The sequence below is a fragment of the Amycolatopsis sp. NBC_01488 genome, assembly GCF_036227105.1.
Taxonomy (GTDB): Bacteria; Actinomycetota; Actinomycetes; order Mycobacteriales; family Pseudonocardiaceae; genus Amycolatopsis.
Window position 1 is genome coordinate 9009583 of record NZ_CP109434.1, and the last position, 17867, is coordinate 9027449.

Genomic DNA, 17867 nt, shown 5'->3' on the forward strand with positions numbered 1-17867 from the left:
GTCCCTCGATCCCGGTTGTTCGATCCGCTGCGTTCCGGCTAACCGGCCAGCCGCCGCCGGACCGACACCACGTGCGCCACGGCGCGCCAGGGCTCGAGCCGCACGAAGTTCGCCGGGCCCCAGTCCCACGTGTCGCCGGTGACCTCGTCGTGCGCGATCAGCCGCTCGTGCGCCTCGAAGCCGAGCGCCCCGGTGTCGAGCCAGAGCGTGCCCTCCTGGGGCCCGTACGGGTCGAGGGTCACGACGGTGACCACGGTGTCGCCGGTGGCCGGGTCCTGTTTGGAGTAGGCCAGCAGCGCGTCGTTGTCGACGTGGTGGAAGTGCAGGGTGCGCATCTGCTGCAGCGCCGGGTGCGCGCGGCGAACGGCGTTCAGCTTCGCGATCCACGGCTCCAGAGAGCGCCCTTCGGCGAGCGCGCGCTCGAAGTCGCGCGGGCGCAGCTGGTACTTCTCGGAGTCGAGGTACTCCTCGCTGCCTTCGCGGACCGGGACGTGCTCGAACAGCTCGTACCCCGAGTAGACGCCCCACGTCGGCGAGATCGTCGCGGCCAGCGCGGCCCGCAGCGCGAACATGCCGGGGCCGCCGCGCTGCAGCGACTCGTGGAGGATGTCCGGGGTGTTGACGAACAGGTTCGGCCGGCCCTCGTGCCAGTGCTCCCGCAGGTCGATGGCGAAGTCGATCAGCTCCTGCTTGCCGGTCCGCCACGTGAAGTACGTGTAGCTCTGGGTGAAGCCGAGCCGGGCCAGGCCCCACAGCCGCGCCGGGCGGGTGAACGCCTCGGCCAGGAACAGCACGTCCGGGTGGGCGTCCTTCACCGACTGGATCAGCCAGGCCCAGAAGTCCGGCGGCTTGGTGTGCGGGTTGTCGACCCGGAAGATCTTCACCCCGTGGTCGATCCAGACCGTGAGGACCCGCAGCATCTCCTCGTAGATGCCCTTGGGGTCGTTGTCGAAGTTGATCGGGTAGATGTCCTGGTACTTCTTCGGCGGGTTCTCCGCGTACGCTATCGAGCCGTCCGGGCGGGTGGTGAAGAACTCCTGGTTCTTGAGCACCCAGGGGTGGTCCGGCGCGGCCTGCAGCGCGAAGTCCAGCGCCACTTCCATGCCCAGTTCTTCCGTACGGGCGACGAAGGCGTCGAAGTCGTCAAACGTGCCGAGGTCCGGGTGGATGGCGTCGTGGCCGCCCTCGTCCGAGCCGATCGCCCACGGCGAGCCGACGTCGTCCGGCTTGGCGTCGAGGGTGTTGTTGGGGCCCTTGCGGTTCACGCGGCCGATGGGGTGGATCGGCGGCAGGTAGACGACGTCGAAGCCCATCTTCGCGACCCGGTCGAGCGCGGCCGCGGCGGTGGTGAAGGTGCCGTGCACCGGCTTGCCTTCGGCGTCGAGGCCGCCGGTGGAGCGGGGGAACAGCTCGTACCAGGAGCCGAACGCCGCCCGGCGGCGGTCGACCCACACCTTGTGCGGCTTGCCCTTGGTGATCAGCTCGCGCACCGGGAACTCGTGCATGAGCTGGCGGATCTCGGGCGAGAGCGCCGGCCCGACGCGTTCGGCGAGGCTGCGCCCTTCGTCGCGCAGCGCGGCCACCGCACCGGTCAAGAGCGCTTTCTCGGCCCGGCGGTCCGGGCGGCGGGAGACGCGCTCCAGCAGCCGGGCGCCGTTCTCGAGGTCGTTGGCGAGGTCTTCGGGCCCCTGCCCGGCGGCGACCTTCACCTCGACGTTGTGCTCCCACGTCGCCCAGGGGTCGCCCCAGGCGTCGATGCGGTAGTTCCACGTTCCGGTGGTGTCCGGGACGATCACCGCCGCGAACTCGTCGGGGTGGTCGGGTCCGCGCGGGACCATGCGCGTCTGGCGGGTCAGCCGATCGCCGGGGCCGCGCCACGCGACGGTCGCGGCGACCGCGTCGTGACCCTCCCGCCAGACGGTCGCGGTGACCGGGATGTGTTCCCCCACAACGGCTTTGGCCGGATACCGGCCGCAGCTCACGCTGGGGGAGACGTCGTCGATGCCGAGCCGGCCGGTCATGGGCAACGCCCCTCGGTGTGTCGGTTGGACGCAGGCGACGACAGTCTGCCTGACTCGATCAAGCGCCTGGGAGGCAGGGTTCTCTAGCGGAGTACCCAGGTTCACCGGGTCGAAACGCTTCCGCCGCAACGAATTTCCGGCCGGTGTCCGGCAGGTTACGCAGGCGTCGCGCCGGGCGACGCCTCGGCATGGACGGCACGCGGACCCGAACGGCCACCAGCCGTACCCGAATGGACGACACCCGCGTCGTGCCTGGAGGGTCGACACGCGTGACTGGAGGGTCGACACGGCAGCCGGACCCGTGTCGACCCTCTGATCACGTCGGTCAGGGGCCTTCCGGCGGTTGCTCGGAGGCCAGGCGGGGGGCGCGGAGCAGGAGGAGGGAACGCGACTGCAGGGTCACCCGGCTCTTGGCCTCCAGCGGGCCCGGGTTGGCCGGGCTGCCGTCCGAAGTGCTCGTGTCGAGCGTCGGCTTGAACGTCTCGCCGTACTCGCGGCCCGGCAGCACCACCTCGGCCGGCTCCTCCCCCGCGTGCAGCCACAGCAGCCACGAGTGGTCGGGCACCAGCTCGCCGTCGCGGTTGCGGGCCTGGCTGTTCGAGCCGTCGATCCACATGCCGAGCGTGTGCCGGTCCTCGAACCAGTCGGTCTCGCCGAACTCCTCGCCGTCGGGGCGGAACCAGACCAGGTCGGGCTTGCCGGTCGGCGTGGTCCGGCCTTCGAAGAACTCCGGTTGCCGCAGCGCCGGGCTCATCGACCGCAGCCGCACGACCCGGCGGGCGAAGGCCAGCATGGCCTCGGCCTCGGGGTCCTCCGGCGTCCAGTCCACCCAGGACGTCTCGTCGTCGAGGCAGTACGCGTTGTTGTTGCCGCGCTGGGTCCGCCAGAACTCGTCACCCGCGGTGATCATCGGGGTGCCGGTGGACAGCAGCAGCGTGGCGAACATGTTCCGCACCTGCCGCGCGCGCAGCTCGCGGATCTCCGGGTCGGCGGTTTCGCCCTCGACGCCGTGGTTCCACGAGCGGTTGTCGTTGCCGCCGTCGCGGTTGTCCTCGCCGTTGGCTTCGTTGTGCTTTTCGTTGTAGGACACCAGGTCCCGCAGCGTGAAGCCGTCGTGCGCGGTGACGAAGTTGATCGACTGCCACGGCCGGCGCAGGTTGTGGTCGTAGAGGTCCGACGAACCGGAGAGCCGGTAGGCGAGGTCGCGCACGCCGGTCGCGCCGCGCCAGAAGTCGCGCACGGTGTCGCGGTAGCGGCCGTTCCACTCCGCCCACTGGGCACCGAAGCCGCCGACGCGGTAGCCCTCGCCGGTCGCGTCCCACGGCTCGGCGATGAGCTTGCAGCGGGAAAGCACCGGGTCGGTGGTGATCGCGGTGAGCAGCGTCGAGGTGGGGTCGAACACGCCGCCGCGGGCCCGGCCGAGCGTGCTGGCCAGGTCGAACCGGAAGCCGTCGACGCCGAGTTCCTGCGTCCAGTACCGCAGCGAGTCGGTGACCAGCCGGACCACGGTCGGCGAGCCGGCCTCCAGGGTGTTGCCGCAGCCGGTGATGTCGGCCATGTGCCCGCGGTCGGTGTGCAGGTAGTACACCGGCGCGTTCAGCCCGCGGAAGCTCAGCGTCGGCCCGTCCGGCCCGCCCTCGCAGGTGTGGTTGAACACGACGTCGATGATCACCTCGATGCCGGCCGCGTGCAGCGCGGCCACCATCAGCCGGAACTCCTCGACCTCGTGGCCGGGCTCGCTGGCGTAGGCGGCGTGCGGCGCGAAGAAGCCGAGCGGCGAGTACCCCCAGTAGTTGTGCCGACCGGCCCGCACCAGCGACGGCTCGTCGAGGAACGTGTGCACCGGCAGCAGCTCGACGGACGTGACGCCGAGCCGGGTCAGGTACTCGATCGCGACCGGGTGGGCCAGGCCGAGGTAGGTGCCGCGCAGCGCCTCCGGGATGAACGGGTGCTGCTGGGTGAACCCCTTGACGTGCAGTTCGTAGATCACCGCCTCTTCGAACGGCACCTCGGGCTTGACGCCGGTGTCCGGGCCGCCCGGCGAGGACACCACCGACAGCGGCACGCTGCCCAGCGAGTCCACTGTGGACATCGGGCCGCGCTCGGGGTCGCCGGTGAAGCCCTGGGCCGCGCGCAGGTCGGTGAGCCCGCCGGTGATCTGCCGGGCGTACGGGTCGACGAGCAGCTTGTGCGGGTTGCAGCGCAGGCCGCGGGCCGGGTCGTACGGGCCGTGGATCCGGTAGCCGTACCGCTGCCCCGGCGTCACCCCGGGCACCAGGCCGTGCCAGACGCCGAAAGTGCGCTCGGTGAGCGCGATCCGCCGTTCGGACCCGTCGGCGTCGATCAGGCACAGGTCCACCGCGTCCGCGACGGCGGACGTGATCGCGAACCGGACCCCGCCGGCCTCCGGGTGGGCGCCGAGCGGGAACGGGCGTCCGGCGCGGACGTGCTGGGTCGAGGGTCGTGTGGCCATTCCTGAATCGTCCCAGATGCCGCCCGCTCCCCGCGCGGGATATGCCGGGACAGTTACCCGGCCGCAGCCGTTTCGACCAGCAGGAAGGTGTCCGGCGGCAGGTGCGCCGCACCTCCGTCCACACTGGCGTCCGCCCAGGTCAGCAGAGTCGTGGTGGCCCCGAGTGGGAGCGTGACCGGGCCGGGCCCGAAGTTGACGGCCAGCCGCAGGCCGCCGCGGTGCAGGACCAGCCACGACCCGTCCGGAGCGGCGTCGATCCGCAGGTCGGCGGCCCACGGGCCGGCCAGCTCCGGGCGTTCGCGGCGCAGCCGGATCAGCGCGCGGTACAGCTCCAGCGTCTCCCGGTGACCAGGCCGCTCGATCTCGGCCCAGTCCAGCCGGGACCGCTCGACGGTCGCCGGGTCCATCGGGTCGGGCACGTCGGACTCGCCCCAGCCGTGCCGCGCGAACTCGCGACGGCGGCCCGTGCGGACCGCCTCGGCCAGCTCCGGGTCCGGGAAGGAGGCGAAGAACTGCCACGGCGTGCTCGCCGCCCACTCCTCTCCCATGAACACCATCGGCGTGAACGGCGAACAGAACAGGATGGCCGCACCGCAGGCCAGCCGGCCCGGCGACACCGTGGCGGAGAGCCGGTCGCCGGTCGCCCGGTTGCCGATCTGGTCGTGGTTCTGCAGGTAGGCGAGGAAGCGGTGGCCCGGCACGGTCCGGGTGTCGACCGGCCGGCCGTGGGTCCGCTCGCGGAACGACGACCAGGTCCCGGCGTGGAAGAACACCTCGCGCAGGACGCGCTCGACGGCGTCGAGCGCGGCGAAGTCCGTGTAGTAGCCGGACTCCTCGCCGGTGAGCTTGACGTGCAACGCGTGGTGGAAGTCGTCCGACCACTGCGCGTGCAGGCCGTAGCCGCCGCGCTCGCGGGGCGTGACCAGCCGAGGGTCGTTGAGGTCGGATTCGGCGATCAGCGTCAGCGGCCGGTTCAGCGCCGCCGACAGCGCCTCGGTCTCGACGGCGAGCTGTTCGAGCAGGTGGACGGCCCGCCGGTCGAGCAGCGCGTGCACCGCGTCCAGCCGCAGCGCGTCGACGTGGAAGTCGCGGAACCAGCTCAGCGCGTTGTCCACGACGTACCGGCGGACCTCGTCCGAGCCGGCGCCGTCGAGGTTCAGCCCGGGACCCCAGTCGTTCTGCCCGGCGAAGTACGGCCCGAACCGGTCGAGGTAGGCGCCCGAGGGCCCGAGGTGGTTGTAGACGACGTCGAGCACCACGGCCAGGCCGCGCGCGTGGGCCGCGTCGACGAACCGCTTGAAGCCGTCCGGGCCGCCGTAGGGCTCGTGGACCGCGCCCCAGAGGACGCCGTCGTAGCCCCAGCCCGCGGTGCCGTCGAAGGAGTTGACCGGCAGCAGCTCGACGTGGGTGATGCCGAGGTCGACGAGGTGCTCGAGCCGGTCGATGGCCGCGTCGAAGGTGCCGCCCTCGGTGAACGTGCCGACGTGCAGCTCGTAGAGGACGGCGCCCGGGAGCTGACGGCCGTGCCACGCGTCGTCGGTCCACTCGAACTCGGCGTGGTCGTAGACGCGCGACTCCTGGTGGACGCCGTGGGGCTGCCACCGCGACCGCGGGTCCGGCAGGCGGTCGTCGGAATCGTCCAGGAGGAAGGCGTAGTTGACGCCCTCGGCCTCGGCGTGCCACCAGCCGCCGTCACCGGCGGTCATCTCGTGCACACCGGCGTCGACGCTCACCCGGACCCGGCGGGCCGCCGGGGCCCACACGCTGAACCTCATGCGTCTCCTCGCACCAGCAACGCCACGGGGTACCGCTCGAACAGGCCGGTCAGGTCGCCGGTCGCCTCGCGGCCGGTCAGGACGTCGGTCCAGACGCCGGCCGGCAGCGGGAGCACGGTGTCACGCCAGCCGCCGCCCGCTTCGAGACCGACCGGAAGCCGCGTCACCGCGACGGCCAGGTCCGCGCTCCTGGTGAAAGCGAGGCAGTGCTCCGCGGCGACGCCTTCCGCTCGCAACGGCTGGTAGCCGTGGAAGAGCGCCGGGTGTTCGCGGCGCAGCCGCAGTGCCTTGTGGACGACGAGCAGCTTCGCCGCGCCCGACGCGTCGATCTCCGGCAGCTCGCCGTCGACGACCCGCGCCAGGATCTCCCGCCGCGCCACGTAGTCCACGGCCCGGCGGTTGTCCGGGTCGACCAGCGAGAAGTCCCACAGCTCGGTGCCCTGGTAGACGTCCGGGACGCCGGGTGCGGTCAGCTGCACCAGCTTCTGGCCGAGGGAGTTCGCGTAGCCGGGCTTTGCGATCCGGCCGACGAACGCCTCGATGTCCGACGCCAGCTCGGCGTCCCCCATGACGTCCTCGGGCCAGGCGGCGACGTCGGCCTCGAACGCCTCGTCGTGGCTGGTCCAGCTGGTCCGGAGCTTGGCCTCCTTGGCCGCCTTGTCGAGGTAGTCCCGCAGCCGGGCGGGCTCGATCGGCCAGGTCGCGACCAGCGTCTGCCAGGCCAGGAGGTTCAGCGACGGCTCGTCGATCCCGCGCCGCGCGGTCCAGCGGCGGACGGCGTCGGCGAACTCGCCCGGCACCTCCGCCAGCACGGCCATCCGCGCTCGGGTGTCCTCCGAGCGCTTGGTGTCGTGCGTGGTCAGCGTCGTCATCGAGGCGGGGTGCCCGGCTTCGCGCTCGGCCGCCAGGCGGTGGAACTCCTCGACGCCGAGGCCGAACCGGTCCGGGTTGCCGCCGACCTCGTTGAGCGCGGCGAAGCGCGTGTAGCGGTAGAACGTCGTGTCCTCGGTGCCCTTGGCCACGACCATGCCGGACGTCTGCTGGATCCGGGTGGCCAGCTCGCTTCGGGGGTTCTTGCGCACGTGGGCGTCGAGGATGAGCAGCGCGTCGGCGAGGTCGGGCCGGGCCCGGCGGGCGCCGTCGATCGCGGCCACCCAGTGGTCCTCGCCCTCGGGGAGGTAGGAGCGGTAGACGGGGAAGGCGACCATCGTCTCGGCCACGGCCTGCCGGGCCGCTTCCGGGTCGACGTCGGGCAGCAGCGCGGCGATCCGCCGGACCTCGGCGACCAGGATGTGGTCGGTGACCAGGCGCCGGGCCTCGGCCTCGACGCGGTGGTAGCCGGTCTTCACGCCCAGCTCGGTGGCCAGCGCGGTGAAGTCCGGCTCGGCGGCCGGGTCGACGAAGACGCCGGCGATCTCACGCAGCGCGTCGTAGCCGGTGGTGCCGTCGACCGGCCAGCTCTGCGGCAGCGGCTCGCCCGGGTGCAGGATCTTCTCGGCCACGATCCACGCGGTCGGCGCGTTCTCCCGCAGCCGGCGGAAGTAGCCGCCGGGGTCGGCAAGGCCGTCCGGATGGTCGACGCGCAGGCCGGTGACGTCGCCGTCGGCGACCCAGCGCAGCACCTCCCCGTGCGTCGCGGCGAACACCGTCGGGTCCTCGACGCGGACCGCGGCCAGGTTCGTGATGTCGAAGAACCGGCGGTAGGTCAGCTCCGCGTTGCCGCGCCGCCAGCCGATCAGCCGGTAGTGCTGGCGCTCGTGGACCTCTTGCGGCGTCCCGCTTTCCGTGCCGGGCGCGAGCGGGAAGCGGTGGTCGTAGTAGGCGAGCTCGTCACCCTCGACGGACAGCTCCGAGACGGCTCCGTCGTCGCCGAGCACCGGCAGCAGCAGCGGGCCCCGCTCCCAGTCGATGTCGAAGAACGACGCGTATTCGGAGCCGCGGCCGTGCTTGAGCACGTCCCACCACCACTTGTTCGCCTTCGGCACCTCGACCGACATGTGGTTCGGCACGATGTCGACCACGAAGCCGAGCCCGAGTTCCTTCAGCAGCGTGCTGAGCTCCTGCCGGGCCGACTCGCCGCCCAGCTCGGGCCGCGCGCGGGTCGGGTCGACGACGTCGTAGCCGTGCGTCGAGCCGGGCGTGGCGTCGAGCACCGGCGACGCGTAGAGCGCGCCGATGCCCAGGTCACGCAGGTAGCCGGCGATGCCCGCCGCGTCGCTGAAGGAGAAGTCCGGGCGCAGCTGCACCCGGTAGGTCGACTCCGGCACCGTCATGCGGGCTCCGTCCGCTGCAGCACGATCAGGGACCGGGCAGGCAGGGTGAGCTGGCCCCCGCCTTCGATGGGTTTCGCGTCGAGGGGCTCCACCTCGCCGGTCGCGGTGTCGACGACGACGGTCCAGGCCTCGCCGTAGCCGTTGCCCGGCAGCTTCGCGTCGATGTCCTCGTAGTGCGCGTTGAACGCGAGCAGGAACGAGTCGTCCTCGACGTGCATCCCGCGCTGGTCGAGGTCCGGGATCGCCTGGCCGTTGAGGAACACGACGACCGCCTTGCCGAAGCCGTCGTCCCAGTTCTGCTCGGTCATCTCTTCGCCGGCCGGGGTGAACCAGGCGATGTCGCCGAGCTTCTCGCCCTTGCCGACCGGGCCGCCCTGGAAGAACCGGCGGCGGCGGAACACCGGGTGCCGGTGCCGGAACGCGCCCAGCCCACCGGTGAACCGGACGAGGTCGGCGTGCTCGGTGGCCAGCGACCAGTCCATCCAGGACAGCTCGGAGTCCTGGCAGTACACGTTGTTGTTGCCCTGCTGGGTGCGGCTCATCTCGTCGCCGTGCAGGATCATCGGCACGCCCTGGGACAGCAGCATCGTGGCCAGCATGTTGCGCTGCTGGCGGGCGCGCAGGGCCAGCACCTCGGGGTCGTCGGTCTCGCCCTCGACCCCGCAGTTCCACGACCGGTTGTCGTCGGCGCCGTCGCGGCCGTCCTCGCCGTTGGCCTCGTTGTGCTTTTCGTTGTAGGACACCAGGTCCCGCAGCGTGAAGCCGTCGTGCGCGGTGACGAAGTTGATCGACGCGAACGGGCGGCGGCCGTCGTCCTGGTAGAGGTCCGACGAGCCGGTGATCCGCGACGCGAACTCGCCGAGCGTCGAGGGCTCGCCGCGCCAGAAGTCGCGGACGGTGTCGCGGAACTGCCCGTTCCACTCCGTCCACAGCGGCGGGAAGTTGCCGACCTGGTAGCCACCGGGACCGACGTCCCACGGCTCGGCGATCAGCTTCACCTGGCTGACGATCGGGTCCTGCTGCACCAGGTCGAAGAACGTGGACAGCCGGTCGACGTCGTAGAACTCGCGCGCCAGCGCCGAAGCGAGGTCGAAGCGGAAGCCGTCGACGTGCATCTCCGTCACCCAGTACCGCAGCGAGTCCATGATCAGCTGCAGGGTGTGCGGGTTGCGCACGTTGAGGGAGTTCCCGGTGCCGGTGTAGTCCATGTAGTACTCGGGCTCCCCCTCCACCAGCCGGTAGTAGGCCTCGTTGTCGATGCCCCGCATCGACAGCGTCGGCCCGAGGTGGTTGCCCTCGGCGGTGTGGTTGTAAACCACGTCGAGGATCACTTCGATGCCGGCCTCGTGGAAGGCCTTCACCATGCCCTTGAACTCCTGGACCTGGCCACCCTCGCCGGGCATCGCGGCGTAGGAGTCGTGCGGCGCGAAGTAGCCGATCGTGTTGTAGCCCCAGTAGTTCGTGAGGCCCTTCTCCTCCAGCCCGTGGTCGGAGACGAACTGGTGCACCGGCAGCAGCTCCACCGCCGTCACGCCGAGCTTCTGCAGGTGCTCGACGACGGCGGGATGCGCCAGGCCGGCGTACGTGCCCCGCAGCGCCTCGGGCACGAACGGGTGATTCACCGTCATGCCCTTGACGTGGGCTTCGTAGATGACCGTCTCGTTGTACGGCCGCTTCGGCTGGCGGTCGTTGCCCCAGTCGAAGAACGGGCTCGCCACCAGCGAGTACGGCACCCGGCCGGCGGAGTCGGCGTCGTTGCGCTCGTCCGGGTTGGCGAACTGGTAGCCGAAGAGCGATTCGTCCCACTTCACGCCGTGCGAGACGGCCTTCGCGTACGGGTCGATCAGCAGCTTGTTCGGGTTGCAGCGCAGGCCGCGGGCCGGGTCGTACGGGCCGTGCACCCGGAACCCGTAGCGCTGGCCGGGGCCGACGTTGAGCAGGTAGCCGTGGTGGACGAAGCCGTCCACCTCTTCGAGCGCGTACCGCGTCTCGTTGCCCTCGGCGTCGAACAGGCACAGTTCGACCCGCTCGGCCACCTCGGAGAAGAGGGCGAAGTTCGTCCCGACTCCGTCGTAGGTGGCGCCGAGCGGGTAGGGCGTTCCGGGCCAGGGCCGCACTGGGGTCTCCTCGAGCTGTTACAGGGTGTACGGGCGCGTCCGCGCTTGCGGACGTGCGTCACTGCGGGGGTCGTGCGCGGTGGGGTACCCGTTACCCGGGCAACGGACGCGCCGCCGCCAGTGGCGCCACCGCGGCGCGCACCCCCTTCGCGGTGAAGAAGCCGTCGACGCTGACGGGAAGGGGAATCCGCCAGTTAGGGTACTGGTCGACCGTCCCGGGCAGATTCGGCTGCCGCACCTGGCCCGTCACGTCCGCCGGCGACGTCAGCACCAGCCGCGACGCGGCCGAGGCCAGCAGCGTGTGCAGCGCGACGACCGGGTCGTCGGCCGGAATCCCTTCGCGCGCAAGGAGTTCGAACAAAGCTTCACGTTCGGCGGCGGCCGCTTCTTCCTCGGCTTCGACCCCGCGGTCCAGCAGTCCCAGCTCGGCCCGGACCCGGACGTGCTCGCCCGTCAGCCAGCCGGAGACCGTCGGCAGGTCGTGCGTGGAGATGCTGGCCATCGCCTCCGGGTCCCACCCGTCCGGGCGCGTGAACGGCTTGCCCGGCGCGTCCCAGTCGCGTTCGAACCACAGGACGGCGGAGCTGAGCATGCCGCGCTCGTGCATGGTCTCGGTGACGGTCTCCTCGACCGTGCCGAGGTCCTCCCCCACGACGACCGCGCCGGCCCGGTGCGCCTCGAGCGCGAGCACCCCGACCATCGCCTCGGCGTCGTAGTGGACGTACGTGCCCCGGTGCGCGGGCTCGCCCGGCGGGATCCACCACAGCCGCCAGAGCCCGGCGATGTGGTCGACGCGGATGCCGTCGGCGTAGCGCAGCACGCCCCGGATGACGTCCCGGAACGGCGCGTACCCGGCCTCGGCGAGCTTGTCCGGCCGCCACGGCGGCAGGTTCCAGTCCTGGCCCTGCTGGTTGAAGGCGTCCGGCGGCGCGCCGACCCGGACGTCGGCGGCGAAGACGTCCCGCACCGCCCAGGTGTCGGCTCCGCCGGGGTGCACGCCGACGGGCAGGTCGTGCACGATCCCGACGGTCATCCCGGCGGCGCGAGCGTCCTTGCGGGCCTTTTCCAGCTGCTCCCGGCAGAGGTGCTGCAGCCAGGCGTGGAAGCCGACGCGCTCTTTCAGTTCCTCACGGGCCTTCTCGACTTCGGGGCCGGCCGGGTCGCGCAAGGCCTCCGGCCAGTCCCGCCAGTCGGCGCCGTGCTGCTCGGCGAGGGCGCAGAACAGGGCGAAGTCCAGCAGGTCGCGGTCCTCGGGCGGCTCCTCGACGCGGTGCGGCCACAGCAGCTCGAGGGCGGCGCGCTTCGCCGTCCAGACCTTGTCGTAGTCGATGAGCTCGCCGTCGCGGTCCGGGATCAGCGACTCGACCGCCGCCCGCGTCGCCGCGTCGGCCTTCGCGAACGTCTCGGTGGCGGTGACGCGCAGGTAGATCGGGTTGGCGAAGCGACGGCTCGCGGGCGAGTACGGCGACCGCTCGACCGGGTGGGCCGGGCTGAAGGCCTGCACGGGGTTGACGAGCAGGACGCCCGCGTCGAGTTCCGAGGCCGAGCGGGCGGCGAAGGTGGCGAGGTCGGCGTAGTCGCCGATGCCCCAGGAACCGGCCGAGTGCAGGGCGTAGAGCTGCAGCATCCAGCCCCAGGCGGGCGGGACGTCCGGCAGCTTCGCGGGCACGACGGCGAGCACGACGTCCTGGCCGTCGGTGACCACCCGGTGCCAGCCGAGCGGCAGGTCCGCCGGCAGCGCGCCGGTCACCCGCCGGCGGCTGCCGTCCTCGAGGACGATCTCGGCGTCGCCGGGCAGAGGCCTGCTCGTGCCCTCCTTCAGGACGATCGTCGGCGGCAGTGCGGCCGGGATCTCCTGCGCGAGGGCTTCGGCGATCGCTTCGTCGCTGGTGGCGTCGACGCCGAACTGCCTCAGCACAGCGACGACGACGTCGTCTTCGACTTCGACCCATTCCTGGTCGGCGTTCTCGTACCGGGTGGCGACGCCGTGGCGGTCGGCGAGCTGGTGCAGGGCGCTGCGGGCGGGGATCTCGTCGGGCACGGGGACCAGCATTCCGGTGCTGGGCCGTTCCCGCCATCCGCGCGGGACCACGTCACCCCGGAGCCGATCTGCGCGAATCCCCGTGACCTTCTAACTTCTCCTCATGGGTGTGCGGAGAACCTTGAACGTGGACGACGTCCTGAAGCGCCAGGAGTCCGGGGAGCTCAAGCGGCGGCTGCGCGGACGCGACCTGGTCGGGTTCGGCGTCGGGATCATCATCGGCACCGGTATCTTCACGCTCGCGGGCGTCGAGGCGAAGACGCACGCCGGGCCCTCGGTGACGCTGTCGTTCGTGCTCGGCGCGGTCGTCGCGGGACTCGCGGCGCTCTGCTACGCCGAGCTCGCCTCCAGCGTCCCGACGGCCGGAAGCGCCTACACGTACGCCTTCGCCACGCTCGGTGAGGTGTTCGCCTGGATCATCGGCTGGGACCTGCTGCTGGAGTTCGCGCTCGGCGCCGCCGTCGTGTCACGCGGCTGGTCCGGCTACCTGGCCAACCTGCTCGGGCTGTCGCCGGCGTGGTTCGGCGAGGACGCGACGGTCAACGTCGGCGCCGTGCTGATCATCGCCGTGCTGACCGTGGTCGCCGTGCTGGGGATCAAGGAGTCGGCCTGGCTGACGAACCTGCTCGTCTGCGTGAAGGTCGCCGTCTGCGTGCTCGTGCTGGCCGTCGGCCTGTTCTTCGTCAAGGGCGCGAACCTGACGCCGTTCATCCCGCCCGCCCAGGCCCCCGCGAACGGCACGACGGTGCTGGAGCAGCCGATCGTGCAGGCCGCGCTCGGCCTGGAGCAGTCGGTCTACGGCATCGCCGGGATGATCACCGCCGCCGCCGTGGTCTTCTTCGCCTACACCGGCTTCGAAGCGCTCGCGAACCTCGGCGAGGAGACGCTCAACCCGCGCAAGGACCTCCGCGTCGGCATCCTCGGCGCGCTCGGCGTGTGCGCGCTGCTCTACATCGGCGTGTCGATCGTGCTGACCGGCATGATCCCGTTCACCGACATCGACACCGGCGCGCCGCTGGCCGACGCGTTCGACAAGGTCGGCCAGCACTGGGTCGGCGCGCTCATCTCGCTCGGCGCGGTGACCGGCCTGACGTCGGTGATGATGGTCGAACTGGTCACGATCGGCCGGATCGGTTTCGCCATGGGCCGCGACGGCCTGCTGCCGAAGGCGTTCGGCACCGCGCACCCGCGCTGGGGCACCCCGCACCGGATGACCATCGGCGGCGCCGCGCTGATCGCCGTGCTGGCCGCGTTCATCCCGATCTCCGAGCTGGCCGACATGGTGAGCATCGGCGCGCTGTCGGCGATGATCATCGTGGCCGTCGCGGTCCCGGTGCTGCGCCGCCGCCGTCCCGACCTGGACCGGCCGTTCAAGGTGCCGTTCTCGCCGGTGGTCCCCGTCCTGGCAGCGCTGGCGTGCCTGTACCTGATGCTCAACCTCAACGTGCTGACCTGGATCCGGTTCGCCGCGTGGCTGGTGGTCGGCCTGGTCATCTACTTCGCCTACGGCCGCCGCCACTCGCGGTTCGCGACCGAGGACGCCGAACCGGTCAGTCCCAGAAGGACGGAGTGAGGCCGGCGACGCGGGCCGCCTCGTGCGCCACCGCGATCCGGTCCGCGTCGACGACCACCAGCACCCCCAGCCCGGCGAGGGCCGCCGAGACCCACTCGACGGGCTGGTCGTGGATCCCGTTGTCCCCGAACGACGAATAAGTGTCCACAATGGACAACAAGGTGCCTTCGGCGCCGATGCGGATGCCCGCCACGAGCACGAAGTGGCCGCCGGGCGGGCGCCACCGCGACGTCCACAGTGGCGGGACGCCGGTGTCGAGGTAGTCGAGCAGCGCGCGTTCCGGCGTGTCGTGGGCACCGAGCTCGGCGCCGTCGATCCGGGCGATCACCGCGACGCGCGGGAGGTCCCAGAGGCCGGCCAGCAGGTCGAAGAGCGTCTCGGTGGTCCACTCCCCCGTCACCGGCACCGCCGCGAGGGTGCCGCCCGAGAGCGAGCCGAGCGCCGCCGCCAGCCCGGAAACCCGCGTCCCCGCCGCGGCCGGGTCGTCGACCAGCGGCACCGGCAGCCGGAACTCCGGCCGGCCCGCCTCGCCCGGCGGCCGCACGACCGGCCCGCGGACGGTGCCCGCGGCCACCGCGACGGCGTCCTGGTCGAGCACGTCGAGCCCGGCCGCGCGCAGGGCCGCGAGCCCGCAGAACGCCGCGGCCAGCCCGTCCTTCTGGGGCAGCTCCGCCTGGGCCACCGCGGCCAGCCGGGCCCCGCCCGGCAGCCAGCGCACCCCGGACAGGTCGAGCTGCCCGCCGTCGATCCCCGAAGACATCGGTCCCCTCAGTAGCGCCACAGGTGGGCGGCGACGATCTCGTCGGCCGTGCGGTCGGCCGCCCACGCCGCGTCGGACGCCCGGACCGCGCGGAAGGCGCCCAGCAGGTCGTCCCCGAGCACCCCGGCGACGCGCGGTGAAGCGATGAGGGCGGCGTCCTGTCCGGCGGTGTCCGCGGGCAGCCGGTGCACCCCGCGCGTCTCGCGTTCGCCGTCGGTCCAGCCGCCCGGATCCTCGGCGATCGGCTCGGGCAGCGCGGCGGCGTCTTCGATCCCGGCCATCCCGGCGGCCAGCACCACGGCCAGGGCGAGGTAGGGGTTGGCGGACGCGTCGGACGTCTTGAGCTCGACGTTCGCGTGGTCGGCGCCCAGCAGCGGCGAACCCGGGACGTACCGAAGCGGCGCTTCGCGATTCTCGACGCCCCAGAACGCGTACGCGCCCGCGAAGAAGCCGGGGCGCAGGCGCAGGGTCGACGGGACGCTCGGCGCGGTGATCGCGGTGAGCGCCGGCAGGTCGCGCAGCAGGCCGGCGAGGTAGGCGGCGCCGTCGCCGTCGGGCCGCCCGTCGCCGTCCAGCAGGTTGCGCCCCTTCCGGCGGACGGAGGTGTGCAGGTGCCAGCCGTTGCCGGCCGCGCCGAGCCCGATCAGCGGCGCGAAGCTGACGACGAGGCCGTGCGCGTGCGCGGCGGCGTGGATGGTCTGGCGGGCCAGCAGCTGGTCGTCGGCGGCGGCGACCGGATCGGTGGCGGCCAGCGACAGCTCGAGCTGCGCGACGCCGTACTCGGCGTGCAGCTGGCCGATCCGCAGGCCGTTGGCGGCGAAGTCGCGCAGGAGAGCGGCGACGAAGTCGTCGAGGCCGACGAGGGCGTGCGGGCTGTAGGCCGGCCCGGGATGCCCGGGCGAGCTGACGACGTCGGTGCTGCCCGCCGGGGCGACGGCGAACTCGATCTCGTAGCCGGCCCGGAACTCCAGCCCGCGCCGCGCAGCCTCGGCGACCTGCGCTTCGAGGACGGCACGCTGGCAGTAGGGCCAGGGCTCGCCGCTCTGCGTGAGCTGCCGGACGGGCGCCCAGGCGAGCGCGGGCTGCCCGGCGAGCCGCCGCAGCCGCTCGACGACGGGCACGAGCCGGATGTCCCCGGACGGCGTGGCGAGGCCGGCGTGCCCGTAGGTGATGGCGTCGTGGCTGTCGAAGACGGCGAAGAGCGAGGTGGCCCCGACCCCCCGCGTGGCGGCATCGGCGAGCCCGCCGACGGGCACGATGCGCGAGCGCGGGATGCCGTTGTTGTCCGCCCAGGCGAGGTGCACACCCCCCACTCCGGCCGCGGCGAAGTCCTTCGCCGCCGCCGACGCCGCCTTGGTCATGGCCACCCGCCTCCTGCCGCCCGGCCCAGTATCCCGGTCGGGCGTGATGGAGGCCATCACGATCCGGCCCCGCCCGGCGCCCCGGCCGCAGAGGCGCCCCGGCCGCAGGAGGGCCCTGCGAGCAGCCGACCCGGCCACGAGCACGCCCCGCCCTTCCCTGGGGGGGCGGCCCCGCTTCCAGCGTATCGGCGGCCCCCGACGAAAAGTCCGGAACGGCAGTGGTCGGGGGCTGGTTGTCCACATCACGGGCAGGCTGTGGGCAACCGGCTCGGCCAGGGCCGCCGCAGTCTGGGCTCGAGGCCGCCAGCTGCACCACGGCCGAGCCGAGCGGAACCCTCAGCTTGGCGGCTCCGGCACCGACCGCGCCCGCCGGCTGCGGCGGGTTCGACCGCCCCAACCAACCTGCACACCCCTAAACCGTCGATCTCGCCACTCCGGCACCGACCGCGCCCGCCGGCCACGGCGGGCTCAGTCCGGTCCCGGCACCGGCCGAACCCGCCACCGACCGACCCCACCACCCACGGCGGCGGCGTCAGCCCAACCCCACACCGACCGAACCCGGCAGACCTCAGCTCGGCGGTTCCGGCACCGGCCGCCCGACCTCGTCCCGGCTCCGCAACGCAACCCCGCCGACCACCGCCAGCGTCCCCAACGCCTCCACCAGCGACGGCACCTGCCCCAGCACCACGAACCCCATCACCCCCGCCGTGACCGGCAGCAACGCCAGCAGCACCGCGAACCGGGCCTGCCCCACCCTCCGCAGCACGACCTGATCGAGCGCATAAGGCACCACCGTCGACAGCACCCCGACCCCCACCCCGAGCAGCAGCATCCGTGGCGAAGACCACACCTCGCCGATTCCGAAGGCCAGCGGGGACAGCGCCACCGTCGCCGCCGCGAAGCCGATCGCCAGGCTGTCGATACCCGATCCCTCGGCCGAGGCCACGCGCTTGCCCAGCAGGATGTAGCCCGCCCAGGCCGCCGCCGCGGCCAGGGCGAACACCACACCCGACACCGAACCCGCGAGCTGGACGTCCGCGATCGCCGCCACGCCGCACGCCACCAGGACCACCGCCAGCACGTCCCGCAGCGTCCGGGACCCCAGCGCGGCCACCAGGACCGGGCCGGCGAACTCCATCGCCACCACCGTCCCCAGCGGGAGGCGGGCGATCGCTTCGTAGAAGAGCACGTTCATGCCCGCCGTCACGACGCCGAAGACGATCGCCAGCAGCAGCCGGCGGCCCCGCCACGCGGCCCGCGGCGGGCGCCGCCAGGCCAGGAGCACCACCGCCGCGCCGAGGCAGCGCAGCCACGCCACCCCGGCGGGCGTCGCGTGGCCGAAAAGATCGACTGCGACGGCCGCTCCGGCGTACATGGAAATTCCGCTGAGAACGAACAAGAGCGGCGCGGGTACCGCGGAATCCCGTCGGGGCGTAGTCACCGTGCTCACCTTCCCATGGTGCCTGACCACGG

Annotated in this window: 10 protein-coding genes; 1 reads left to right on the plus strand and 9 read right to left on the minus strand. The window is 72.4% G+C overall.

Going from position 1 to position 17867, the window contains the following annotated elements; translation table 11 throughout:
* Positions 1 to 38: 38 nt before the first annotated feature.
* From OG738_RS42305 to malQ, 6 genes are all read right to left on the minus strand, one after another.
* On the minus strand, positions 39 to 2021 hold the full coding sequence (locus OG738_RS42305) for a maltotransferase domain-containing protein (RefSeq protein WP_329049547.1): 1983 nt from the start codon (positions 2019 to 2021) through the stop codon (positions 39 to 41).
* A gap of 325 nt (positions 2022 to 2346) precedes the next feature.
* On the minus strand, positions 2347 to 4494 hold the full coding sequence (gene glgX / locus OG738_RS42310) for a glycogen debranching protein GlgX (RefSeq protein ID WP_329049548.1): 2148 nt from the start codon (positions 4492 to 4494) through the stop codon (positions 2347 to 2349).
* Positions 4495 to 4547: 53 nt separating this feature from the next.
* The gene (treZ, locus tag OG738_RS42315) at positions 4548 to 6269 is read right to left on the minus strand and encodes a malto-oligosyltrehalose trehalohydrolase (protein WP_329049549.1); all 1722 of its coding nucleotides are present in this window, start codon (positions 6267 to 6269) and stop codon (positions 4548 to 4550) included.
* The gene (treY, locus tag OG738_RS42320; protein ID WP_329049550.1) at positions 6266 to 8542 is read right to left on the minus strand and encodes a malto-oligosyltrehalose synthase; all 2277 of its coding nucleotides are present in this window, start codon (positions 8540 to 8542) and stop codon (positions 6266 to 6268) included. Before treY ends, treZ begins: the two co-directional genes overlap by 4 nt.
* Positions 8539 to 10659: a glycogen debranching protein GlgX gene (gene glgX, locus OG738_RS42325; protein WP_329049551.1), complete on the minus strand. Its 2121-nt coding sequence runs from the start codon at positions 10657 to 10659 to the stop codon at positions 8539 to 8541. The genes treY and glgX (OG738_RS42325) overlap by 4 nt, the downstream gene beginning before the upstream one ends.
* Before the next feature lie 91 nt (positions 10660 to 10750).
* Complete coding sequence (gene malQ, locus OG738_RS42330; RefSeq protein WP_329057034.1) at positions 10751 to 12712, minus strand: 4-alpha-glucanotransferase; 1962 nt, start codon at positions 12710 to 12712, stop codon at positions 10751 to 10753.
* A gap of 115 nt (positions 12713 to 12827) precedes the next feature.
* Here malQ and OG738_RS42335 point away from each other — a divergent pair, with 115 nt between their 5' ends.
* Positions 12828 to 14273, plus strand: a complete 1446-nt coding sequence (locus OG738_RS42335; protein WP_442875974.1) for an amino acid permease — start codon at positions 12828 to 12830, stop codon at positions 14271 to 14273.
* On the opposite strand, the gene OG738_RS42340 is transcribed toward OG738_RS42335, so the two are convergent.
* The 3 genes from OG738_RS42340 to OG738_RS42350 all read right to left on the minus strand — a co-directional run bounded on the left by OG738_RS42340 (position 14251) and on the right by OG738_RS42350 (position 17769).
* Positions 14251 to 15033 (minus strand): DUF6885 family protein, encoded by a 783-nt coding sequence (locus OG738_RS42340; RefSeq protein WP_329049553.1) that lies wholly within the window; start codon positions 15031 to 15033, stop codon positions 14251 to 14253. The genes OG738_RS42335 and OG738_RS42340 overlap by 23 nt on opposite strands.
* A gap of 8 nt (positions 15034 to 15041) precedes the next feature.
* Positions 15042 to 16394, minus strand: coding sequence for a glutamine synthetase family protein (locus OG738_RS42345; protein ID WP_329049554.1), 1353 nt, complete (start codon positions 16392 to 16394; stop codon positions 15042 to 15044).
* Between the two features lie 568 nt (positions 16395 to 16962).
* Positions 16963 to 17769 carry an EamA family transporter gene (locus tag OG738_RS42350; protein ID WP_329049555.1) on the minus strand — a complete coding sequence of 269 codons (807 nt, stop codon included), beginning with the start codon at positions 17767 to 17769 and terminating at the stop codon, positions 16963 to 16965.
* Positions 17770 to 17867 lie beyond the last annotated feature (98 nt).